At 42.9% G+C, this 23,516-nt stretch carries 24 protein-coding genes; 8 read left to right on the top strand and 16 right to left on the bottom strand.

The genetic code is table 11. The features are described 5' to 3' along the window. Window positions 1–7 precede the first annotated feature (7 nt). Together B9N78_RS07365 and B9N78_RS07360 are read right to left on the bottom strand one after the other, a co-directional pair. Window positions 8–823, bottom strand: a complete 816-nt coding sequence (locus tag B9N78_RS07365) for a metal ABC transporter permease (protein WP_085100593.1) — start codon at window positions 821–823, stop codon at window positions 8–10. Further along, entirely contained in the window at window positions 816–1,640 is an 825-nt protein-coding gene (locus B9N78_RS07360; RefSeq protein ID WP_085100590.1) for a metal ABC transporter ATP-binding protein, read from the bottom strand. The genes B9N78_RS07365 and B9N78_RS07360 overlap by 8 nt, the downstream gene beginning before the upstream one ends. A 229-nt stretch (window positions 1,641–1,869) precedes the next feature. Between B9N78_RS07360 and B9N78_RS07355 the strand changes: the two genes are divergently transcribed. After that, window positions 1,870–2,889, top strand: coding sequence for a threonine aldolase family protein (locus tag B9N78_RS07355; RefSeq protein WP_085100586.1), 1,020 nt, complete (start codon window positions 1,870–1,872; stop codon window positions 2,887–2,889). 120 nt (window positions 2,890–3,009) lie between these two features. Here the strand turns inward: B9N78_RS07355 and B9N78_RS07350 are convergent, their stop codons facing one another. Continuing rightward, window positions 3,010–4,884 carry a bifunctional lysophospholipid acyltransferase family protein/GNAT family N-acetyltransferase gene (locus B9N78_RS07350; protein WP_085100584.1) on the bottom strand — a complete coding sequence of 625 codons (1,875 nt, stop codon included), beginning with the start codon at window positions 4,882–4,884 and terminating at the stop codon, window positions 3,010–3,012. Between the two features lie 213 nt (window positions 4,885–5,097). After that, entirely contained in the window at window positions 5,098–5,451 is a 354-nt protein-coding gene (locus tag B9N78_RS07345; protein WP_085100581.1) for a hypothetical protein, read from the bottom strand. Between the two features lie 128 nt (window positions 5,452–5,579). On the opposite strand from B9N78_RS07345, the gene B9N78_RS07340 reads away from it, so the two are divergent. Together B9N78_RS07340 and malQ are read left to right on the top strand one after the other, a co-directional pair. After that, window positions 5,580–7,430: an alpha-amylase family glycosyl hydrolase gene (locus B9N78_RS07340; RefSeq protein ID WP_085100579.1), complete on the top strand. Its 1,851-nt coding sequence runs from the start codon at window positions 5,580–5,582 to the stop codon at window positions 7,428–7,430. Window positions 7,431–7,530: 100 nt separating this feature from the next. Further along, entirely contained in the window at window positions 7,531–9,042 is a 1,512-nt protein-coding gene (gene malQ, locus B9N78_RS07335) for a 4-alpha-glucanotransferase (RefSeq protein WP_085100576.1), read from the top strand. Between the two features lie 29 nt (window positions 9,043–9,071). Here malQ and B9N78_RS07330 read toward each other — a convergent pair whose 3' ends face one another. Continuing rightward, a complete protein-coding gene (locus B9N78_RS07330; protein WP_085100572.1) occupies window positions 9,072–9,716 on the bottom strand; it encodes a class I SAM-dependent methyltransferase in 645 nt (214 codons plus the stop codon). Between the two features lie 159 nt (window positions 9,717–9,875). Between B9N78_RS07330 and B9N78_RS07325 the strand changes: the two genes are divergently transcribed. Next, on the top strand, window positions 9,876–10,229 hold the full coding sequence (locus tag B9N78_RS07325) for a TraR/DksA family transcriptional regulator (RefSeq protein WP_085100569.1): 354 nt from the start codon (window positions 9,876–9,878) through the stop codon (window positions 10,227–10,229). A gap of 48 nt (window positions 10,230–10,277) precedes the next feature. Here the strand turns inward: B9N78_RS07325 and B9N78_RS07320 are convergent, their stop codons facing one another. Continuing rightward, window positions 10,278–10,748 carry a pyridoxamine 5'-phosphate oxidase family protein gene (locus B9N78_RS07320; RefSeq protein WP_170921392.1) on the bottom strand — a complete coding sequence of 157 codons (471 nt, stop codon included), beginning with the start codon at window positions 10,746–10,748 and terminating at the stop codon, window positions 10,278–10,280. Between the two features lie 47 nt (window positions 10,749–10,795). Between B9N78_RS07320 and B9N78_RS07315 the strand changes: the two genes are divergently transcribed. Together B9N78_RS07315 and B9N78_RS07310 are read left to right on the top strand one after the other, a co-directional pair. Continuing rightward, window positions 10,796–11,503 (top strand): TIGR04283 family arsenosugar biosynthesis glycosyltransferase, encoded by a 708-nt coding sequence (locus B9N78_RS07315; protein ID WP_085100563.1) that lies wholly within the window; start codon window positions 10,796–10,798, stop codon window positions 11,501–11,503. After that, window positions 11,500–12,162, top strand: a complete 663-nt coding sequence (locus B9N78_RS07310; RefSeq protein ID WP_085100560.1) for a TIGR04282 family arsenosugar biosynthesis glycosyltransferase — start codon at window positions 11,500–11,502, stop codon at window positions 12,160–12,162. Before B9N78_RS07315 ends, B9N78_RS07310 begins: the two co-directional genes overlap by 4 nt. Here the strand turns inward: B9N78_RS07310 and B9N78_RS07305 are convergent. The 7 genes from B9N78_RS07305 to rpmH form a co-directional block, all read right to left on the bottom strand. After that, window positions 12,159–12,413, bottom strand: a complete 255-nt coding sequence (locus tag B9N78_RS07305; protein ID WP_085100558.1) for a hypothetical protein — start codon at window positions 12,411–12,413, stop codon at window positions 12,159–12,161. The two genes, B9N78_RS07310 and B9N78_RS07305, sit on opposite strands and share 4 nt — an antisense overlap. Window position 12,414: 1 nt before the next feature. After that, window positions 12,415–13,800 carry a tRNA uridine-5-carboxymethylaminomethyl(34) synthesis GTPase MnmE gene (gene mnmE / locus B9N78_RS07300; protein ID WP_085100555.1) on the bottom strand — a complete coding sequence of 462 codons (1,386 nt, stop codon included), beginning with the start codon at window positions 13,798–13,800 and terminating at the stop codon, window positions 12,415–12,417. A 94-nt stretch (window positions 13,801–13,894) separates the two neighbouring features. Then, the gene (gene jag, locus B9N78_RS18500) at window positions 13,895–15,496 is read right to left on the bottom strand and encodes an RNA-binding cell elongation regulator Jag/EloR (protein ID WP_085100553.1); all 1,602 of its coding nucleotides are present in this window, start codon (window positions 15,494–15,496) and stop codon (window positions 13,895–13,897) included. Window positions 15,497–15,545: 49 nt separating this feature from the next. After that, window positions 15,546–17,150: a membrane protein insertase YidC gene (gene yidC / locus B9N78_RS07290; protein ID WP_085101311.1), complete on the bottom strand. Its 1,605-nt coding sequence runs from the start codon at window positions 17,148–17,150 to the stop codon at window positions 15,546–15,548. A 14-nt stretch (window positions 17,151–17,164) separates the two neighbouring features. Next, window positions 17,165–17,425, bottom strand: a complete 261-nt coding sequence (gene yidD, locus B9N78_RS07285; protein ID WP_212637016.1) for a membrane protein insertion efficiency factor YidD — start codon at window positions 17,423–17,425, stop codon at window positions 17,165–17,167. Window positions 17,426–17,436: 11 nt separating this feature from the next. Beyond that, window positions 17,437–17,814 carry a ribonuclease P protein component gene (gene rnpA, locus B9N78_RS07280; protein ID WP_085100546.1) on the bottom strand — a complete coding sequence of 126 codons (378 nt, stop codon included), beginning with the start codon at window positions 17,812–17,814 and terminating at the stop codon, window positions 17,437–17,439. After that, on the bottom strand, window positions 17,805–17,939 hold the full coding sequence (gene rpmH, locus B9N78_RS07275) for a 50S ribosomal protein L34 (RefSeq protein ID WP_085100543.1): 135 nt from the start codon (window positions 17,937–17,939) through the stop codon (window positions 17,805–17,807). Before rpmH ends, rnpA begins: the two co-directional genes overlap by 10 nt. Window positions 17,940–18,350: 411 nt before the next feature. Here rpmH and B9N78_RS07270 point away from each other — a divergent pair, with 411 nt between their 5' ends. After that, entirely contained in the window at window positions 18,351–19,001 is a 651-nt protein-coding gene (locus B9N78_RS07270; RefSeq protein WP_085100540.1) for a lactate utilization protein, read from the top strand. Window positions 19,002–19,117: 116 nt separating this feature from the next. After that, complete coding sequence (locus tag B9N78_RS07265; protein ID WP_085100537.1) at window positions 19,118–19,888, top strand: UPF0280 family protein; 771 nt, start codon at window positions 19,118–19,120, stop codon at window positions 19,886–19,888. Window positions 19,889–19,898: 10 nt separating this feature from the next. Here the strand turns inward: B9N78_RS07265 and B9N78_RS07260 are convergent, their stop codons facing one another. The 3 genes from B9N78_RS07260 to B9N78_RS07250 all read right to left on the bottom strand — a co-directional run bounded on the left by B9N78_RS07260 (window position 19,899) and on the right by B9N78_RS07250 (window position 23,374). Then, window positions 19,899–20,393: a hypothetical protein gene (locus tag B9N78_RS07260; RefSeq protein ID WP_085100534.1), complete on the bottom strand. Its 495-nt coding sequence runs from the start codon at window positions 20,391–20,393 to the stop codon at window positions 19,899–19,901. Between the two features lie 59 nt (window positions 20,394–20,452). Further along, window positions 20,453–20,746, bottom strand: a complete 294-nt coding sequence (locus B9N78_RS07255; RefSeq protein WP_085100531.1) for an MTH1187 family thiamine-binding protein — start codon at window positions 20,744–20,746, stop codon at window positions 20,453–20,455. 156 nt (window positions 20,747–20,902) lie between these two features. Next, complete coding sequence (locus tag B9N78_RS07250; protein WP_085100528.1) at window positions 20,903–23,374, bottom strand: glycogen/starch/alpha-glucan phosphorylase; 2,472 nt, start codon at window positions 23,372–23,374, stop codon at window positions 20,903–20,905. Window positions 23,375–23,516 lie beyond the last annotated feature (142 nt).

The following is a 23,516-nucleotide window of genomic DNA, read 5'->3' as shown; positions in this document are numbered from 1 at the left end:
GATATTTTCAAGCACCACGGTGACCTTTAATTTTATTTACCAAAAGAGAAATAATAAATCCCAGCACACTTACTCCGATGATAGTTGCCCCTGACGAAACGTTGAGCTCGTAGGATAAAAGCAGTCCCGTCACACAAAAAATCATGCTGAGCAAAGTTGAAAGAATCATCATTGTATGCAGTGATGAGGTTCTGCTTTCGGCAATCTGCGGAGGAATCGTCAAAAGTGCAATAACCAGAATAAGCCCGACAACACGGATTACCATCACAACACTAAGAGCGATCAATGCAAGCATTATAAAATAAAGCAATGTAACCGGAACGCCTCTGGCTCTGGCAAAATCCTCATCAAATGACATGGCCCAAAACCCTTTATAGCAGGCAAAAACAACAGAAAGCACAATTACAGCCAGTGCAGTCATCAAAAGCAGATCGGACTTAGGAGTGGCAAGTATGCCTCCGAAAAGATAACTCATTAGGTCAACATTATAGCCGGGAGTGATGTCGAGAAGGATAATACCAAGTGCCATCCCTCCAGCCCACATAACGCCGATAAAAGTGTCAGCCCGCTCTTTTACCCGCATGGTTACGAGCGCCATAAGCAAAGCCGCACACACGGCAAAAACCGCAGTAACCGGAAGCATAGGAAGACCCAGAAAAAAGGCCAGCCCCACTCCGCCATACGAGGCATGAGCGATTCCTCCGGCAAGAAGCACAACGCGGTTGACCACCACCAATGAGCCGATAATTCCGCAGATAATGGAAGCCAGCAACCCTGCGATCAAAGCGTTGCGCATAAATTCATAACCGAGGGACTCAATCATGCCAGTCTCCTTCCGGTTTACGGTCAGATTCGTCATGGAATTCAAGCACTCTATGCGGAAGCTCTCCATGGGTAATAAGCTCAATAGGGCACGATCCGCGTTCATTTTCTCCGTATGCTTCACTTAACAATTCGCGGGTTATTTTAGGTTGATCATGCATATGAACTTTTCTATTAACGCATGCCACAGACTTAACTCCCTGACCGAGAACAGATATGTCATGGCTTACCATAACAACGGTCATATCCTGATTTAGTTCCCTGAGAAGGCAGTAAAGACTGTTTTTACCGGCCTGATCAATGCTTGCGGTCGGTTCATCAAGCAAAATAATCTGCGGTTCATCAACAATAGCACGCGCAATAAAAACACGTTGCTTCTGCCCTCCTGAAAGATCTGAGACTCTCCGGTTGATGTGCGTAAGCATCCCTACACGATCCAGAGCTTTTTCCACAGCGGATGAAGCATTTTTCCCAAATTTTATGCCGAAAACACCTTTAAGTCCGGGTGAAACTTTCCCCATAAGCACAGCATCACGCACTGTAATCGGAAAACTTTTCGAAACAGAAGTATATTGCGGCATATATCCTATCTGCCCGCCATGCTTTCCCGGGACCGTGCCAAGAACCTCCACACTACCCTTTTCAGGAGTTAGAAGACCCAGCAAAAGTTTAAGCATAGTTGTCTTGCCGCCTCCGTTGGGGCCGAGCACGGCAAGATAGTCTCCCTTTAAAATATCAAAACTGACGTCATCAATAACGTCATGAGGACCGTATCTGAAACTTACATTTGAAAAACTTATAACTTTTTCGGGGCTCATTACAGTGCAAAACCTCCGGCAAACTCGATAACGAGTAAGCAATTAAAACGAAATTTAAACATACACACTCACTATAATATCAAAATCTTACTTATTACATTATGAACAAAAAACATAACTTATTTTTGTAACAAACTGTCGCTTTCATTCACAGCTCCTGATTGACTAAGCAGCAATCGACATCTATTTTCTGCTATCAAAACTTAATCAATCATCCGGAGACAATTAAATGCGCGCATTTGCCAGTGATAACTACGCGGGAGTACATCCTTCTATAATGAAGGAAATTATAAGCGTTAACAGTGACGATATGAGTTCCTATGGCAACGATCCCGTTTCAGAAGCAGCTTTAGAACTTTTTGCAAAACATTTCGGCAGCGATGCAAAAATATTCTTCATGGCAACCGGAACTGCCACCAATACACTGATCCTTAAACACATAACAAATAGCTGGAACAGCGTCATATGCGCTGACACCGCACATATAAATGTTGACGAATGCGGCGCCGTCGAAGCTGTTGCAGGGATAAAAATTGCCCATGCCGAAGCTGTTCACGGCAAGCTCAGTGTTGAATCAATCGCCCCGCTGCTGGCAGGAAGAAAAGATGTACACCAAAGTCAGCCGGCCGTTATCTCAATAACTCAAAACACGGAACTAGGCACTGTTTACACACTTGCTGAAATAAAAGCCATTTGCGACTACGCTCATAAACACGGACTGCTGGTCCACATGGATGGAGCAAGACTTTCCAACGCAGCAGTCGCCCTTGGAACCGGATTTAAAGAAATGACCGTTGATTGCGGTGTTGACGTCCTCTCCTTCGGCGGCACTAAGAATGGATGCATGTGCGCCGAAGCAGCGGTCTTTATCAACTCGAAAATCGGTAAGGATTTTGAATTCGTCCGCAAACAAGGCATGCAGCTGATTTCTAAAATGCGTTATGTAGGAGCCCAGTTCAAAGCTCTGCTGACTGATGAGCTATGGAAAGAGAACGCCGCCAGAGCCAACGAACTCGCTACTCTTCTCGCTCACAAAGTTCAAGAAGTCAGTGAAGTAAAAATCACCCGCCCTGTGGAGGCCAATGCTGTTTTTGCAATCGTTCCTCCTCATGTCATCCCTAAGTTGCAAGAAAAATTCCCTTTCTATGTATGGGATGAGTCAGCATCAGAAGTACGCTGGATGACTTCATGGGCAACAACAGACCAAGATATTGATAACTTCGTCTCAGCCTTGAAGACTCTTATCTAATCACACAAGGCCGAGTTCGCAAGACTTCAAGCAAAAAAAGAAAGCCTCTCACTTAAAATGCGGGAGGCTTTTTTCATACTGACTAGGTTCTGTTTCAATAAGCTTGTGACCAATAATTTGTCATACTGCGATTCTATCAATATCCCCAGTAATCAATCTTTCATCATTAATCTTACTCTGCTCTGCTTCTAAAGCTTTGTGGTAATCCAGATAACAACTGGATTCTTCCTTACCCATAAACTTAGCAAGACTTCTCTCGGAAGTTTCAAGCAGATCAACAACAATAAGCCCGTCAAGCGAATTACCGAAATCAGGATCAACGTTGAACCCTACAAGCCTGCCGCCTATTTTTAAATAATGGCGAATCAGCACAGGAATACCCTGCCCGCCTTCAATGTCCTGCACAACTTTTTCAAGATCATCCGGTTCGGAAAAAGCCGACTGCGGCAGACATTTCTGCCAATATTTAAGTTTTTTAAACTTTAAAGGCTTAGTCGGAGAGATCATTGTGGCAAGATCAGATCTACCATGATGACGCAGCAGTGAATCGGCCATATATTCACGTGATATTTTTTTATAATCATTCGAGATACTGACACATCCGAATAAGTAGCGATACTTAGGATTCTTGGATAAATATCCGGCAATTCCTTTCCAGAGCATCAAAAGAGACGCATAGTTTTTCTGATATTCAGGCCGGATGAACGAACGTCCGAGCTCAAGCGCAGGTGTTACACTTTTAAAAAAGCCGTCCGTAAATCTGAAAAAGGAATCGCTGTAAACCCCCTTCATTCCATAATGCTCAATCTGCTCATCTGTGCGGGCGATACGGTATGCACCTGCAATCTCGTTATTTTTATAATTCCAAAGCACCAGATGAATGAACGTATTATCAAACCTGTCGACATCAACCGGCTTTCCGGTCCCTTCGCCGACTGTGCGGAATGTCTTCTCGCGCAACCTTCCAAGCTCACGCAATATAAAAGGACATTTTGCAGAATGAACTTCATAGACTGTAAACTCATTATTCTCAGCAAGTTTATTTTCCGCTGAAAGCGAACCTACTTCCGCAATAATCCTATCCTGTGAAACTTCATCACACAAAGGTTTAAGCTTCTTTTTAAATACCGGAAGATTTGATTTTTTCTTAATTTTAAAGCGTGATTTGAGTGCGTATGTTCGAAATCTTAAATACTCAATCAGCTCTTGATTTGTCTCAAACAAGGATAAACGGTCACCTGACACAGTACTTCCGACTGCAAACTTTACAGGATCAGATTGTTTATTAAGATTTTCCCGGGGGATCAACATGGTACGCAAGTGGGGATGAATAATTCCCATCAGCTGAAATAAAAAACTGTTGCGACCATTAAAAAAAACAGGAACTACGCTGGCTCCGGTACGTTTGATTATTCCGCCGATTGTCGGGCTCCATGCAGAATCTTCAACTTTTCCGTCCTTAAGTTTTAAGTTTGAAACTTCACCAGCCGGAAAAACAACCAGCATCCCGCCGGATTTTACCCACTTAACGGCTTCCTTCAAACCGGAAATATTATCACTATGTGATTTTTTACGACCGAAAGGATCAACTGAAATCAGATGTTCGTGCATCTCCGGAATAAGTCCGAGCATGAAATTTGCCATAATTTTAACATCAGGCCGCACAGTTTTAAGCGCTCTAAGCAAGACTAATCCCTCAACAACACCGAAAGGATGATTTGATACAACAACAGCAGCACCGGAACTTGGAATTTTTTTTAATTCATTCTCAGAAATTTCGGACGAAACACCCAGCAAATCTAGAGCCTTGCCTATAAAGTCCGGCTCATCTTTCCAGTATTGCTCATCAGAAACTTTTTTATACATTGAATTCAACTTAGGAAGACATAGCAGCCCTGATAATGGTTTTTCTAATATTGAAAAAAGAGCCCCCCTGAATCTATCTTCGAAAGGTGACCTCAATTTAAACAGATCGGAACAGATCTCATTAACCATTTGGTACTCCCTTGCTACTTGTTTTTAGTCGCAAAACAATACCTCGAATCTGCAATTTTATGTGTTACTTAATAGTTACATCCCGCTTACAATATGCCTCCATTTATTATAGCATATTAGTATTTTTAAATTATTAATCTATATATAACTACAAAAAAAGGAGGCTAAGCCTCCTGTTATTCTATTTTTACTTGCAATAAGTTATAAAAATATTTACTGAATAGTTCCAAGGTCTGTTTTCATATGCCAATGATGACTTGGAATAGGAATACAAAAACTACGTGTGGCAACGTCAGCGCAAAGGATCAATCCCTTAGAATTCTGGTCCCAGAATACTCTGTCTATAAAAAAGGCTATTGCCTGAGATTCTGTGAGTTTTTCGGGTTGACTACCAGGAAGAAATTTTTCCATTACTGCCTTAGCTGCTCTTTTAAGAGCATCCACGGCAACAGTTGAGATGGCCACATCTTGAAAATCAAGCTCATGTAAAATTGATTTTTCACCGGCCATAACTTCAGCTATCTGTACATGTTCTTCTACTGCGCCTGACTTAATAGTGCTGTTCATGGTCTGCCTCCTCATTATGTTACGAGCTGTAAGTACTCATTCACTTGCAAAAGACGGGCCGAACGAAGCTTGCTTTAACTATAACTTAAATTGAAATTTAAAACAAAACCGCATTTAAGAGAGCAAGAATGGAAAAAGAACACTTCGGAGCACGGTTTGATGAAAATGGTAATTGCATGTTTAGACTATTTGCTCCTCATGTCCAAACCGTTGGAATCAATTTTAATAATGACCCTGATCATATATTTATGATGAATCAAACCGACTATGGTTTTCATGAATTAACATTGAAAAATCTGACATCGGACACATCATACTCATTTCTGCTTAATGCTTCAAAAAAAATCCCCGACCCGGCATCGTTATGGCAGCCTGAAGGAATAAATACCTACTCAACTGTCTTTGATCATCATAAATTTGACTGGGAAGGAGACAATTTTTCCGGCCTGCCGATAAACGAAATGATTATTTACGAAGCCCATGTCGGAACTTTCACCAAGGAAGGAACGCTACGCGCTCTTATTTCCAAGCTGGATTATCTGTCTGAACTTGGAATAAACACATTGGAACTTCTGCCAGTTGCACAGTTTGCAGGTCACCGCGGCTGGGGTAATAAAACTGTTTTTCCTTATGCAGTACACAATGGTTACGGGACACCGGATGAATTTAAAGCTTTAGTTAAGGCAAGCCATGATCGCGGTATAGCGGTAATTTTAGTTGTAGAATTCTGCCAGCATAATATTGTAAAAAGCTTAAGTTCAGCCTTCGATTCATTCTTTTGTGACATACACACAACAACACACGGAAAAGCCATTAATTTTGATGAGCAATACAGTTTCGGTGTTCGCGAATTTTATATCCAATGTGCTCTGTCATGGCTGCGCGACTTTCACATCGACGGACTGCGCATAAATAATGCTGAAACAATCTATGATCAAAGTCCGATCCATTTTCTGGAAGAGCTTTCCACTCGCATTAGATCTTTTGAAAAAGAAAATAACAGAAAATGTGTTTTAATAATTAATGACCATCACAACTCCACTCGCTCTATACAGCCTAATGACAAGGGTGGATACGGCTTTGATGCTTTATGGGATGAAGATTTCCACCACGCCCTGCACTACAGAATAACAGGGGATATAAACGGAGTTTTCCGTGACTATCGATATCCTGAAAAAATGGTCTCGGCCATGCAATACGGCTTTGCATATCGCGGAGAATTTTCTGATTATCGGAAAAGAATCCATGGCTGCAATACTCAAGAGTTTTCAGGCAGCAAGTTAGTCATCTACTCCCAAAATCATGAGCAAACTATCTGCACGGGAGAAGAATGCAGAACAATCAAAAAAGCAGGATTTGAAGCTGCTAAACTGAGCGCCGGAGCCGTACTTCTCTCTCCATACACTCCGTTACTTTTCATGGGAGAAGAATACGGAGAAACAGCTCCATTCAATTATTTTTCGGACTATTCCACAGCCCCAAGTTTAAATGAAACCTTAGACAAACACTACCATGAACTGAAATTTTCCCAAGAGAAACAGCTTGATCCCAGCGATGAATCGGCTTTCACTACCAGTCAACTGGACTGGAATAAAAAGGATTCTGAACAGGGCAGAGCCATGCTTGCGTTCTATAAAAAAATGTTACTTTTAAGAAAAGAACACCCGGCACTGAAAGAACCGTGTCACAACAGGTGTCAGGTTCAGGAAATTAAGCCAGGAGTTATCCTGATGCTTCGAAATCCTTCAACTTCGGATGGAAGGTATGCGGTTGTCATTTTTAATTTCAATAAGGTTGCAATCACTGAAAAACTTGAGTCATATCTACCGACCGGACCATGGACACTTAAACTTTACAGCGGCGCGAGAGCCTTCGGAGGATACGGTGTTCCTCTAGATAAAATTTTATCAACCACCACACCGCTGGAACTAGCCGCGCAATCTTTTGCAGTATATTTTCATACCCCATTGAATATATGACCTGATTTTATTTCTTTGCTCAAAACAAAGTAGCTGGACATCCTTACCATGCTCTGAGATATATTATTATATCGTTTTTGGTCAGCATAAGGAGCTCATGATGAAACGTTCCAGCGGAATACTTCTCCATTTCACATCATTACCGTCAAGATTCGGAGTCGGAGATATCGGCCCTGCGGCTTATGAATTTGCAGATTTTCTGGCGGAAGCAGGCCAGAGATTCTGGCAGGTTCTGCCCATAACTCCTACATCGAGTGAGCTTTGCAATTCACCTTATTCAGGATTTTCAGCATTTGCCGCCAACACCATATTAATAAGCCCCGAACTTATGGTTGAATATGGATTGCTTGACGATGAAGAAATAAATAATTTTGCTCTTCCGGACTCAGATAAAGCTGACTTTGATGCGGCTGCCCTTGCAAAAGAAACACTTCTCCGTATGGCTTTCTCGCGAGTTGCCAATAATTTACTCGATGACCATGTGTTTACCCAGTTTTTACTTGATAACATGCACTGGCTTAACGATTTTGCACTATTTACGTCGCTTAAGCTTCATTTAAACGGTGAAAGATGGACGAAATGGCCGCAAGATATAAGAGATCGAACAGAAGAAAGTCTGCACTATTGGGGAGAATTGCTGGCGCGGGAAATATTATTTGTTAAATTCTGCCAGTGGATTTTTTTCCGGCAATGGGGGCAGCTTCGCGATCATCTTGCTGAAATCGGAGTTGAACTTATCGGAGATATCCCGATATACGTCACTCACGACAGCTCTGATGTCTGGGCCAACCGCAGAATTTTCAAACTTGATGAAAACGGTAATTCATATTGCGTGGCAGGTGTTCCGCCTGATTATTTCAGTAAAACAGGACAACTCTGGGGAAATCCGGTTTATAACTGGGAAATTCTCGAGCAAGAAGGTTTCGGCTGGTGGGTCAGCAGGCTTAACCATAATCTAGGCTTATATAACTGGGCCAGACTTGATCATTTCAGAGGGTTTTCAGCATACTGGGAAGTTCCGGCCGAAGCAGAATCAGCGATTGAAGGATACTGGGTTCCAGCTCCCGGGCATAAGCTTTTCGAAATAGCTACCTGCGGTACCGGATGTCTACGCATTATAGCCGAAGATCTTGGGCATATAACTCCTGATGTTGCATATCTCAGGGACCGTTTTCAATTTCCCGGCATGAGCATTCTGCAATTTTCTTTCGGGAAAAATATCGGTATCTGTGCAGATGCTCTCCACAATCATAAACGAAATTCCGTCGTATATACCGGTACTCATGATAATAACACAAACCGAGGATGGTTCAATCAGGATGCTGATGAAGTAAGCCGCAAAAATATGTTGTCGTATCTTGGACATGACTGGATAGACGAATCCAAAATTTCATGGGAACTCATCAGGCTTTTAATGTCCAGCGTAGCCTGCCTGTGTATTTTCCAGACTCAGGACTTGCTTAATCTGGGCGGAGAAGCACGCATGAACATCCCCGGAGAAGCCAACGGCAACTGGGGCTGGAAACTGGTCCCGGGGCAGCTTACACAACTGATACGGGAACGTCTGGGGGAAATGACAGAACTTTTCGGACGCACCAGCAGGATAGATTAAATTATTAAGTAATAAAAACAGCAAACTGACTATTTACGGCCTATGTAATAAAATCCGTTGGAACGGTTACCGTTCATTGTCGTGTAAACAACCTTTTCATGCTCAAGTTCATCAAATGAACCTAGCAGTTCTTTAATGCGCTCTTCTGAAAAATGGCGCAGGATTCCTCCGCCCTCAATTTCAAAGATTCCGTATGTACCATGCTGCTTTTGACAGCGGTTATATCTCTCAATATTGCGCTCATCTGTATTGAGTAAAAAGTCATTAATATACAGAACTCCGCTCGGTTTAAGCACGCGGTAAACCTCACTCATAAGCTGATCCTGATCTTTATTTTCCGGTATGCAGGTGAGAACAGCAACGAGAAGAACTGCGTCAACGGATCCGTCTTTATAAGGTATTATCCCATCTTCTAACGGCTTAACTTCAAACTCTCCCCCCTCTTTAAGCAGCCTTTGACGCAAGGCGGCAGAAGGTTCAACACCCTTTATATTTTTAAAACCTTCCTCAAAAAGAGTCTTCATGACGCGTCCGTAGCCGCATCCCACATCCAAAATATCCGCATCGCTGGAAACATATTTCTTAAATTCTGTAAATTTAACAGGAGTTGAAAAGTTTTTTAATGAACCTTTATCTTCCCAATATTCTGCGTAATCTCTTGAATATAAAGCCATAAATATTCTCCATTAATCTCAAAACAGTCTGCACTAAAAAAATGACACCAATATGACTCAAAACCGTCACGGTCTCGCGATTTAAAGGAAGATCGTCAAATGTATAAGCCCCATAGTCCAAAAACCAATAAATGATTCCAACATTACATGGAGAAAATCATGAATTCGACTCAACGGGCTCTCATCAGAAAACATCTTGAACAGAATCTTGCCGAACTCATCGCAAGGTCAGAAAGTCGTGAAACGGTCGTTGAAACTTGTGCTGATGACAATGAGTATGCTTCACGTTTAAGTGAACAGAAAATCAACCTTGCTCTTCATTTACGTGAAAGCAAGCTTATTAAAGAAACCGAAGAAACTCTTGCCAGAGTCGACCATTACGATTTCGGCATCTGTGATGATTGCGGACAGGAAGTTGGACTCGCCAGAATCAAGGCCAATCCTACTGCGCGCCTCTGCATATCCTGTCAGGCTCGCTTGGAAGAAGAAAGCCAGTTTGCATGGGCAGGTTGAGCAGATCAGCTGCCACAATTTACGGAAGGGAATATTCTCAGTCGGAGTTTATTCCCTATCCACTATCCGCGCAGTAGCTGTTGTAATCATTATTTCAACAACTTCTATGGCACTTGCAGCGGCTGGTTCTATTTCCCATTTTTCATCACTGTACTGCTTCATAATCAAATTAAGGGCAGCTATTTTTTCACGATCTTCAAGAATGCGCGGGACTCCGCATCCGACTACAGAGCTGAATGAGCATCCCCACTTGCATGGTTTTTCATGCGGCTTAACCTCATGCGAAGCAAGTACGCTGAAGCCGACTTCATCACCTAAAGCCAGCGCAGATATTTTGCGTCCGGTTTTAGAAGAATGAATGTATATTGCTCCGCGTTTAAAACCATAATTCACAGGAACAGAATACACACCGTCCGTGTCCTTTAAGGCCAGATGGAGAACTTCCCCTTTCCGTAATACTTCTTCGATTACACCTTCATCACTGGAAAAACCCTTTCTGGGCTTCATCTTTTCAGACATACTCATCTCCTCTTTATTCTGTCGGTTAAAGAGTATAAACATACTTCATGTCTATCCATACACCAATATCCGTTATTATCCCCGTATTCAATGAACAAGCAACTATAAATACTTGCATAAATAACGTTAGATCAAACTTGGGAACCGGATGCGAAATTATTGTCGTAGACGGATCGCCAAGTCAATCAACGAATAAATTCATCAAAGATAAAACCATAATCAAAATTTCAGCAAAGTCAGGACGCGCGTCTCAAATGAACACAGGAGCCGGCGTTGCTACAGGTGGAATACTGATGTTTCTGCACGCAGATACAATATTGCCTCCAAATTCCGGCACACTTATCCGCGAAGCATTAGATGTTCCAAGTTCCTCAGCCGGAGCATTCAATCTCAGTTTTGACGACTATTCCAGAATCATGCGGCTGATCGCATATGTAGGAAACATTCGTTCACGAATAGAACGTGTTCCGTACGGAGATCAAGCTCCTTTTATTAAAAAAGAAACATTTTTCAAACTAGGATGTTTCCCGTTGATTCCCATTATGGAAGACGTTGAGTTTTTCAGAAATATTAAAAAAAAGCGGCTTGAAATTGTTATACTCAAAGAATCAGTAATAACCTCTGCCCGTCGGTACCAAAAAACAGGAAAGGTTAAATGTTTTTTGCGCAACTGGCTGCTTAGAATACTTCATTTATGCGGATTAAGTCCGGTTACTCTTAAAAAAATGTATTCTGATAATGGAGCTGAAAATTGAATAAGGCTCTGCTGATATTCGTAAAGTTACCGATAGCTGGCAAGGTCAAAACAAGGCTTGGAAAAGATGTCGGCAATACACAGGCGGCACTTTTTTACGCGGCTTTTGTTGAGGATTTACTTGCAAGAGTTGATAAGAGCGAAATTGAAACTTTAATCTTTTTTGACCCGGAAGAACCAGCGTCAGAATATAATAAATGGCTTGGAAATAGAAGGCTGATCCCGCAACGGGGAAAGGATTTAGGAAAGCGGATGCTAAACGCATTTATCGATGCATTTAAGCTTGGTTACGATAAATGTGTTTTAATTGGAAGTGATTTGCCGGATCTTTCAACTTCAACAATTAAAAAAGGTTTAGCCGTTCTTGGTAAATATCCGGCATGCATCGGTCCGGCAAAAGACGGAGGATATTACCTTATAGGATTTCAGGCTGAGACATTGACCGAGATTCCATTCACAAACATATGCTGGAGCACTCCGCATGTTTTTGAACAAACAATGCAAAAATTTAAATCAGCCAAACTAGAGCCATACGTTCTACCGGAACACTCAGATGTTGATACGCTTGAAGATTTAATATCTTTACTGCAAAATAAAGAGTGTGAAAAAAACTGCCCGAATACGTTTAAAACATACCAAGATTACCTAAAAATCACTTAATACTCGACAACATTAAGGGTGGAAACAACGCTGTTATGCTTGCGGGTAAATCTTAAAAGATCATAACCGAGATCAGGAATTATCTCGATATCCCAATTACCGCCTGAACCGAAACCGCTCATTATTTCTTCGCGGATTCCCATTCTGATATGAAAATCAACAACAGGAGCTGATGTTCCATCCAGTTCTGCAACTATTGCAGGAACAAGACCGCATGTAACAGCGCGCATATCAACAATCTTATTTTTCATTTTATTTTCCAACGCAGAATTTACTGAAAATTGAATCAAGAACTTCTTGAGGAGTAATTTCACCTGTTATTTCAGATAAGGCGGAACAAGCCGATTCCAAACGGACTCCGAGTAAATCATAAGGGATTGTCATTTTAATATCTTCAACAAGCCCGTCAAGTTCAGCTAAAGCTCTTCGCAGTGTTGCAGCCTGCCTTGAGTTAGGCACAAGTTCATCAGGGTCAGGTTCGCCGGAACCAGACAGGATATGCTCCCGGATAGTTGAAGCAAGCTGGTCAATACCCTGTCCCTTTTTGGCAGATATCTCAACAACTTCATACCCTGCACCAAGCATTACTTCTGATGGAGATGGAATTGATTGCACAAGGTCGATCTTATTGATTACAGCTATACATTTGCCGCTTTGCGCTGAGAATTCAGGATCAATATCAGAAAGGTCAAACGGTTTGGAGCCGTCAATAATTAAAAGGACCAGATCAGCCTGCTGCGCAAGTTCTTTACCCATATCAAGACCGGCCTGTTCAACTTTATCAGTCGTTTCACGCAGTCCGGCAGTATCGACCACTCGCACTTGAAGGCCGTCTAAACTGAGAGTTTCTTCAATAAAATCTCTGGTTGTACCCGGAATATCGGTAACAATAGCACGGTTACGGCCAAGCAATGCGTTTAGGAGGCTCGATTTTCCGGCATTTACTTTACCGGAAAGAACAGCAAGCCCGCCCTCGCGCCACGCACGGGTGCGTTCAACGCCTGCAAGAATTTCAGAAATATTTTTTACAGCATCGGTTACTTCCGTCATCATCTCCTCAAGTGGCAAGCACTCAAGTTCATCATCCGGAAAATCAACAGCCACGCATAAATGAGTACGGAGCACTTCCAGCCTGCCGCGAAGTTCTTCAATACGGTTTCCAAGCACTCCTGAAAGTTTTACACGTGCTAGCTGGACGGCTCCCTTAGATGGAGCATGAATCATTTCCGCAACAGCTTCAGCCTGCGTAAGATCCATTTTACCATTCAAAAAAGCTCTTAAGGTGAATTCCCCCGGACGTGCGAGGACCGCTCCCCGTGACAAAATTTCACCGAGAACCGCACCCAGAATAGCTCTGCCGCCATGGCAGTTAAACTCAACGGTATCGTCACCGGTATATGAATTCGGTCCGGGCATGAAAACAGCTAGAACATCGTCCAGTTCCAGACCGTTTTCATCCAGCACATAGCCATAATGCATTGTGTATGGCTTAAACCCTGAAAAAGAATCTTTAGAGGATTTAAAAATAGTTTTTGCAATAGATAGCGCATTTTCGCCGCTTACACGGATAATTCCCACTCCACCTTCACCTGGAGGAGTAGCAATAGCAGCAATAGTGCCGGAAGAACTGACTGACATATTAAGTCTCCATTAACAGATTAAAAAATTAACCCCGTGAACAATGTCCACGGGGTTATCTTAAAGTCTGTATTCACCGCTCGTGAACTGGTGTCTAATAGCGGTTGTAACGATCGTCGTTGTAACCATCGGTAGTATCAGCACTGTTTGCGCCGGTACGTCCAGTATTACGTGTGTTGCTTGGTCTCGGTGCGCGATTACCGAAACTTTCGTTCTGCGGTGCACGGTTGCCGAAGTTTTCGTCACGCGGGGCGCGATTACCGAAGTTTTCATCCTGAGGAGGACGATTACCGAAGTTTTCATCACGTCCGCTTCCGGCATATCCTTCAGAGCGATTACGGCTTGCGTAACCTTCATTGCGACCATCTGTACGCGGGGTACCGCGTTCAGGTGCGCGAGCAGGTCCACGTTCGCCGCTGCGTGCTGGTCCACGCTCACTGCTGCGAGCTGGGCCGCGGTCATCGCTACGGGCAGGGCCACGCTCGCTGCTGCGGGCTGGGCCACGATCATAGCTGCGTGCTGGTCCGCGGTCATCGCTACGGGCTGGGCCGCGGGCATCACTGCGAGCAGGTCCGCGGTCATCACTACGAGCTGGTCCGCGACTGTTATAGCGGTCAGCAGGCTGAGAAGTATATCCTTCGCTGCGTTCCGGACGGTCGGTACTTTCAGTGCGTTCGCCAACACGGCCACCGGTGTTCCGGCTGCGACGCGGCAGAATCAGCACACGCTTCATAGGACCATCGCCCTTACTGCGAGTATTAACATGCTTATCTTCCTGCAAAGCCATATGAACGACTCTGCGGTGATAAGAACTTAAAGGCTTAGTGCTCTGCACCCTTCCGGTATGCATAGCTTTATCAGCAAGATGCCATGCGAGCTGACGGAGTTTTTCATCCTGACGATCGCGATAGTCACCTGTATCAATCTGAACACGAACTGAAGTCTGAAGCTTCTTAGAAACCATCCTGTTGCAAAGATACTGCAATGAGGAAAGAGTCTGACCTTCACGACCTATAATAAGACCGGAGTTTTCTTCATCGTCAACAAGTACGTTGACTCTGTCTGCACCGACTTCAATTTCAAGCTTCGGAGGCTGCTGAACAATGGGTTCAATCATCCTTTCAAGAGCTTCACGAACTGCTGCTGCGATATCTTCAGGATCAGCTTCCATAATGCTGCGACGTTCTCTGAAGTTTTCATTTTCAATGTCCTCATCCATTCCATCATCAACAGCATCATCTTCTGCTTTAACTTCTGCTTTAACTTTGGACTCAGAAACAGCTGGAACAGCTGCTTTTTCTCTGACAGCAACAACAGATTCTCTTTTTACTGCAGGAGTTTCCACTTCTGCGCGTGGCGCGATAGCTGATTCTTCTTTTACAGCAGCAACTTCCTGCTGAATCTTCTTTTCTTCCGGTGCAGGCTTTCTTTCTACAGGACGCTCAACCGGTTTTTCATATTTAACTGACTGAGTCTTTTCGGGCTTAGTCTCGCTATTAAGTAAAGCTTTTGTTTCTCCGCCTCTGGGACGGGCTTTAACTTTGGCGTTCTTTTTTCCTACCAGTCCGAAAACTCCGGTAGATCCGCCGCTGAGTATTTCAATTTCAAGCTTATCGCGATTCAGATTGAAGTAATCACAGGCTGTATTAATTGCCTCGTCCAGATTCTTCCCTTGGAATTCTTTGAATTCGCTCATTCTGTCTCCTAATAGTATTCATCACTCTAACAATTCAGTCGTACGCCCTTTATTTTACTTTGCGAGTAATAATCCACTGCTGGGCTATTGAAAGTACGTTATTCACTAACCAGTAAACAACAAGCCCTGCCGGGAAGTTGAGGAACATAAACGTGAACACTAAGGGCAAAAGCATCATGATTTTCTGCTGAGTAGGATCACCTGCTGAAGGTGTCATTTTCTGCTGAAGGAACATGGTAGCACCCATCACGATAGGAGTGATGTAAAGTGGGTCTTTAGCCGAAAGGTCGGCAAGCCAAATGATATCAGTAAAAGGGAAATGAGTAATAAAATCGGCATGTCTAAGTGCAACTGTCCCCAACAGAGCCTTATACAAACCGAAGAATACAGGAATCTGCAGCACCATCGGTAAACACCCGCCGGCCGGATTGACATTATATGTCTTGTAGAGCTGCATAGACTCTTTATTGAGTCTTTCTTTATCGTCACCATATTTTTCACGAAGTTTTGCTACCATCGGCTGCAAACGCTTCATCTGTTCCATAGACTTATAACTTTTCTGTGACAGCGGCCAGAAAAGGAGCTTAATAGCAATCGTCAACAGGATAATGGAAATACCGTAGTTATGTACATACTGGTTAAACCATTCAAGCGCGATTGTCAGCGGTTTTGCAATAATATCAAACCAGCCGAAATCAATTGCTGCTGCAAGGTTCCCAGAAACCTTGTTCATATAATTCGGATCCATCGGACCGAAGAAATAAGAACAAGCCAGTTTGCGTTCAATTCCTTTATCTAAAGAAACCGTATGCTCAGCGGCTACTCTGAAAATATCATCCTGCACTTTACCTTTTACAGTAACGTCTTTGGCTTCAGGCAGAAGAGCAAGAATAAAGAAGTTAGAATCGATAGCTCCCCAGTTCAAGTCTCCAGTGACTTCAATTCCGGTCTTTTGAAGATCTTCACGGTCGCTCTCTGTTTTAAGACCATCAGTTCCATACCATGAAATGCGTGTAGGATTGTAGCGGTCACCGTCTGCACTGAGGCTCTTAGTCGCTGTGGTAAAGGCAACTCTGCCCTGACCGCTCGGATTAGACTCATTAAGAATACGAACATCTTCATCAATCAGATAGTTGTCTGCATGAAATGTAAGTCGGCGTTCAATTCTGAACCCTTCTACTTCTCCGCGAAATACGAGGGTCCCGATTTTATCGCCGTTAAGAGACAAATTATCCCCTTCGTAACCCCAGACTCCGCGAGTCCATGTGGGTATTCCGTTAAGAATAATTCCCATAGGAGCTTTATCAAGAGCATTAGCGCCGACCATATCCACATCAGGTGAATTTGCTTCGATTGTCTCTTTATAAAGTTTAAGTTTAAAATTCTCAAGAAGTCCGCCCTGTGAATTGATCACAGCGGAATAGAGAGGTGTTTCCACTTTCAGCTTAGTTCCTTTTGCAGAAACTATTGCACTTGTGGTCATCGGGTCAGGAAATTGGTTTGAAACAGGACCTTTTACGGCCTCTTGCTTTTCAACTGATTGTTGTGTCTGAACAGGAACAGGTTGTTGCGGCTGAGTCGGGAAAAGAAATTGCCAGCCAAGAAGTACTACAAAAGATAAGGCAACCGCCAAGATAACGCGTTTATTTTCCATTTTTAATTTCTCACTCATTTGACCTTTAAATTAAGGTCGAGACTGCGCGGTGGTAGATTTTTTGGGGCTGGGACAGGATCATGTCCGCCCTTGCATAGCGGATGACAACGCATCAGACGCCACAAAGTATACATCCCTCCTTTGATCACTCCATGAAGGGAAATCGCCTCTATGGCATATTGCGAACAGGTAGGATGAAAACGGCAGCACCCCGGAAACAACGGGGAAATAAACTTCTGATAAAAGCGTATAAGATAAAGAAACAGAGTCCGCATTCCCTGATTTCTCATTGCTGTTCCGGGCTGACAACAATCTTATTAAGCTTGTCTATCACCGGAATCAGTTCTTTTTCAGCAAGACCAAGAGTTATTTTCTTGCCATCCAAAGCGCGCTTCGGCACAAAAATTATGTCAGCACGGATCTGGATTTGATTTTGATAGAGCCTGAAGAATTCACGTATCACTCTTTTGATACGATTCCTGACAACAGCAGGCCCTTTTTTCCTGCTCACGGTAAGGCCCAAACGAACCCCGCCGGGGCCGCTACCATGGCATAACACGAATAATATGAAATTTCTCGTGTAGTGTTTCTTTCCCTGCTCATAGCAGTGATCGAAATCAGGCTTTCTAAGGAGACGATGCTCCTTAGTCCAATTTAAACAGATAATCTTTTGCGTCCTTTAGCACGACGTCTTGCAATCATAGCACGACCGCTTTTAGTGCGTGAACGAACGAGAAAACCGTGGGTTCTTTTTCTTCTGATTTTGCTAGGCTGATAAGTTCTTTTCATTGTTCTATTTCTCCAAAAATTATTTTCTTGATTAAGCCGGGATAATTCCGGTCACGAGGAACGGGAACATATATCCCCTACGGGGGACATCGTCAAGAAATGTTTTTAAAACTGGGTCACCGCGAAAACCTTTTAATATCACTTTGAATAATCTATGTTCTTCGAAGTGAAAACAAGACCGCATACCCTGATGTTTGCCGTTCTGTCAAAGTCTATTACTGCTTAGATACACTATGAATTTGATTTTATCAATTTTTTCATGAAAATCTATTGAGGAGTATGGCTAATCGTTTCATAATGATTATGTTCTTCGTTATGCCGATTTGTTAAGCATAATTTAAAAAATGATTCAGTAAACCTAAATCCGGCAGTTAAATCTATAAATGCTAAAATAATTTAAGGAGAAAGTTAATGAGCCCTATACAAAATTTTTGGAACATTCGCCTCGGAGAACTTAAAGAAGTTCTTGATGACAACGGTTTTACAACCCATGTTGCAAACAGCTCCCACGCCGCAGCAGCCCTTGTTCTTGATAAAATTATCCCTCAGCTGTCACCTAAGTCTATAAGTTTCGGCGGTTCTATGACTGTTGTGGACTCAGGTCTTTTCGGTCAGATTAAACAGCTTAAAAATGTCAAAGTAATTGATACTTACGATATGAAGCCTGCTCCTGAAGAAAGAATTGAACGCCGCAGACAGTCTCTTTTAAGCGATCTGTTCATCACAAGCGCAAATGCTGTGACCAATGAGGGAGAACTGGTAAACCTCGACGGTACAGGCAACAGAGTCGCAGCAATGGCATTCGGACCGAAAAATGTCATCGTCCTTGTCGGCAGAAATAAAATTTGCGGAGACCTTGAAGCAGCAACACGCCGCATCAAAGAATATGTGGCTCCGGTTAATGCCATGAGGCTTAAAAGAAAAACTCCTTGCGCCGTCACCGGCACATGCGCCGATTGCAGCTCCCCTGAAAGAATCTGTTCAGTATGGGGCATCACTGAAAAATCTTCGCCGAAAGGACGTATCCACGTTGTCCTTATCAATGAAGACCTAGGATTCTAAGCTTTTTGACTGCACCACAGTCAGGCTGAATTGTGTTTACTGCAACTCGGCCTGACTGCTTCAACAACTTTTAGACAAATCAACAACCTGTTTTCTGATTAACCTACGGGATTACTTTGACCAGAAAAAAGCACACTGATTCCGCTAGAAATTACAGAAAAAATGTTACACCATCTCAAAATGAAACTTCTTTTCAGGTGGTGGTTGAGCAGACAGACCTTTTTGTCACGGCTCAAAAAGATTTGCGTGCAGAAGTTGCTGCAATTATCCATGAAGTACGTTCTGTAATCAAAGCCCACATATTTCTGAATCCGCAGTTTGGAACAAGTCTTACACCTGTTGATGTCCCTAAGGATGCTGATCCCATAATAACAGCTATGGCCGAAGCAGCCAAACTTTGTAATGTGGGACCGATGGCCGCGGTTGCAGGGGCCGTTGCGCAGGAAGTTGCGACGCGCCTGAAACCGGTAAGTGAAAATATACTGGTCGAGAACGGCGGGGATATATACATGCACTCAACCGTTACACGCAGAGTTGCACTGCTTTCCGATCCGGAATCCGGCTCGAAAATAGGTTTAGTCATCAAGTCGAATGAATTCCCCGTATCGGTATGCTCGTCATCCGGAACAATAGGGCATTCTTTAAGCCTCGGCAGCGGTGATCTTGTAACTGTCAGATCTCAAGACGGACGGCTTGCAGATGCAGCGGCAACAGCACTTGCCAATTTGCTGAAGTCCCCTGCTGATGTTCCGATTGTCATAGAAAAAGCCCGGACCCTGTCAGAAAGTTTGACAAAATCCGGGGCAAAATACGGTCTGGATGGAGTTTTCGTTCAATATGACTCTAAAATAGGAGCATGGGGCAATATTGAACTTATAGCATTGTAAAATCTGTCAGCTACTTTATGACAGCTCTTTCAATAGCCATAAACGGCGGGTTTACGGTGTCATGCTTATCTTTGAGGAGTACCAGCCTGTAACCGAAAGAAATGAACAGAGGACCTAAGTCCAGCTGATCAGGCTTCAATTCAAAATCAAACGGAACTCCGACACCGTTCTCAAGCTTTGCCGGGGAAAAAACCTGCATTCCCTGCGCAAGAACAGTTCCGTCCTCATCGCTTAAATATCCCTGAATCCAAAGTTCGCCAACCCACTGCGCCCATACAGGAACATTTGCTTTTTTGATAAAGGCTGTACCGCGTACTCCGAAGCTGTCAGTGCGCGGAATTACCTGATAGTCAAAATCCATAAATTCCATTGATACAGATTTTTGAATCTCAAGTTGCCACGGCTTTCGGTTCAAATGTGAAACATCAAGATGAGCACATCCGGAAAGCATCAAAACAACCAAGAGCGACAATACCCCGTTTACTTTTTTTATACCTAAATGCATCACCATCTCCGGTTTGCAACATTTTAGTTTCGACATTTCATTATTAAAATTTTTAAAAGCTACAACTTTGCTTCAACGGATTTTATTTTACCTTCCATTCTGTTTTCAGCACCTTTTCTGCAATCGGCCTTCATAACTATATATATGCGGTCGCAATCTTCTGCTAATGCCCGGTAACATCTGGTAACAGCAGCCATAATGTCATCCCATTCACCTTCTATATTGGTCCCCATCGGTCCAAGGTTGCAAGATAAACCGCTTGCGCGAAGTATTTCAACAACACGTGCTACATATGGGCTGACGCTGATGCCTTTATCCGTCGGGAAAATTGTAAGCTCAACTAATACACTCATTTCATATTCTCCGATTTTAATTGGTGAACTAATACTATATGTTCAAAGTATTAGAAAGCAAGCATCTTCAAAAGAACATTCCTAAAAAATAACTGCGAAAGAGATTCTTCTCGAAGCTCCTTCGCAGTGAGTACATGAATTATAACAGATAAAGTCCTATTCTAAATTTTTAAGAGCTTTAATATTCCAGATATCTTCAGCATATTCCCGCATAGTTCTATCAGTTGAGAATTTACCCATGCGGGCAGTGTTAAGGATAGCTTTCTTATTCCAAAGAACAGGATCAGAGTATTCCAGTCCGACTGTTTTTTGGACCTCTATGTACTCAGCAAAGTCAGCCAGATGCAGATACTGTTCATTATCAGCAAGCAGTTTATCCACTATCCAGTTGAACAGACCGGGATCTTTCGGAGAGAATCTGTTTGAGTACAATGCGTCAAGGACTTCTCTTACTTCAGCAGAACTTTCATAAATCTCGCGCGGATGATATGAACGGGTCGTTAAAAGGTTTTCGACCTCATCCTGTCTAAGGCCGAATAAATAGAAATTATCCTCCCCGACCTCTTCCCGCATTTCAATGTTCGCCCCGTCTAGAGTCCCGATAGTCAAGGCGCCATTTATAGCAAATTTCATATTGCCTGTGCCTGATGCTTCAGTCCCTGCTGTTGAAATCTGCTCACTGAGATCACATGCCGGAATAATTTTTTCTGCAAGGGAAACTCGATAGTCAGGGGTAAAGGCCACTTTAATCAGCCCCTTGACCCTTTTGTCCTTATTTATGACACCGCCGACACTATGGATAAGCTTAATTATCTGCTTCGCTTCCCAGTATCCGGGTGCGGCCTTTCCTGCAAAAATAAAAGTTCGGGCACAAAGCGGTTCCCGCCCATGATCAACCATTTCCAGATACATATGGATGATATGTAAAACATTCAGTAGTTGCCGCTTATATTCATGAATACGTTTTGCATGGATATCAAAAAGAGAATCAGGTGAAACATCGATATCCAAAGTGCTTCTTATAAAATTTGAAAGGATAATTTTATTTTCACGCTTAGCTGCAACAAATTTATCCCTGAATTCTGAATCTGTTGCGTATTTTTCAATTTTCTTAAGTTCACTGAGATCAGTAATCCACTTGTCCCCCGCACAATCAGTTAACAACTTAGCGAGCGGGCGGTTTGATTTAAGCAGCCAGCGTCTCGGGGTAACACCATTTGTTTTATTATTGAATTTCTCAGGATTCATTTCATAAAAATCAGGGAAAAGCCTGCGCTTTACGAGTTCAGAATGAAGCTCTGAAACCCCGTTAACGGAATGAGAACCTATAACAGCAAGATTTGCCATACGGACTTCTTTCTTGCCCCCTTCCTCAATGAGCGACATGCGCCTGATTTTCTCAATATCTTCCGAATATTTTTTCTTAATCCCATCCAAAAAACGACTGTTAATTTCATATATAAGCTGTAAATGACGCGGCAGGACTTTTTCAAGCAGATCTACCGACCAGCATTCCAGAGCTTCAGGTAACAAAGTATGGTTTGTATATGCACAGGTTGCCTGAGTAATCTTCCACGCCCGTCCCCACTCAATGCGTTTCTCATCCACCAGAAAACGCATCAACTCTACAACAGTCAAAGCCGGATGAGTATCATTTAGCTGAATGGCTACATAATCTGAAAATTCTTCAAAATTCTTGTTTTGAGCTGAGAACCGACGGGTTATATCCCTTAAGCCGCACGCAACCAGAAAATATTCCTGAACAAGACGTAATTCTTTACCGAAAGAAACTGATTCACTTGGATATAAAACCTTTGAAACCATTTCTGATTCAATCTTGCGCTGGACAGCACGAATGTAATCACCGCTATTAAAAATTTCCATATCAAAATTCTGCGAAGCCCGCGCAGCAAACAATCTGAGATAATTTACAGTTTTCCCGCCATAGCCCACGATTGGAATGTCATACGGAACACCTACAATATCTTCCCAGTCCAACCACATTGGCAAATATTCACCATTAGGCAGAATACTGTTTTCAACTCTGCCGTATAACGGAATAAGAACAGCCTGATCAGGACGGATTATTTCAAGCGGCATACCGTCAGCCATCCAGTAATCGGCTAATTCTTTCTGGTAGCCGTCCTGAATTGACTGCCTGAAAAGTCCATATTCATAATGGATACCGTACCCGCACCCGGGCATATCAAGTGTGGCTAAAGAATCTAAAAAACAAGCGGCCAATCTACCAAGGCCGCCATTTCCAAGCGCAGGGTCACGCTCGCTTTCACGGACTTCATCTAAATCAAACCCGAGGTCTTTAAACATATCCTCACACTCTGAAAGCATTTCCATATTACACAAGGAGTTACCAAGGCAGCGACCCAGCAGATACTCAATGGAAAAATAATACATACGCTTAGCTTTCGTCTCGCGGTAACGGTCACGAGTTTCCAGCATTCTCTCAACAAGACGGTCACGCAATGACAATGCGAGGGCCCTTCCCATATCCCGTTCAGTAGCATTCTCTATATCCTTACTGAGCGAAAATACCACGTGATCACAGATATCGGCATTAAGGCTTTCACGATCATTTTTCTTTTTCAATACAGATTTACATTTTGCCATAAGTACTCCTACTTATTCATAATGGATAATTGGACCATATTAACAATTTCAGTTGTCTAAATCCACTTGAAAAATATAACCATCACATTTCATCTTGTATCGAAAGAGTCGTTTTTAATTCCATAAACTAACCGTTATAAAA

It is taken from the genome of Desulfovibrio gilichinskyi (genome assembly GCF_900177375.1).
GTDB lineage: Bacteria > Desulfobacterota > Desulfovibrionia > Desulfovibrionales > Desulfovibrionaceae > Maridesulfovibrio > Maridesulfovibrio gilichinskyi.
This window is presented reverse-complemented; position numbering and strand designations above follow the sequence as displayed.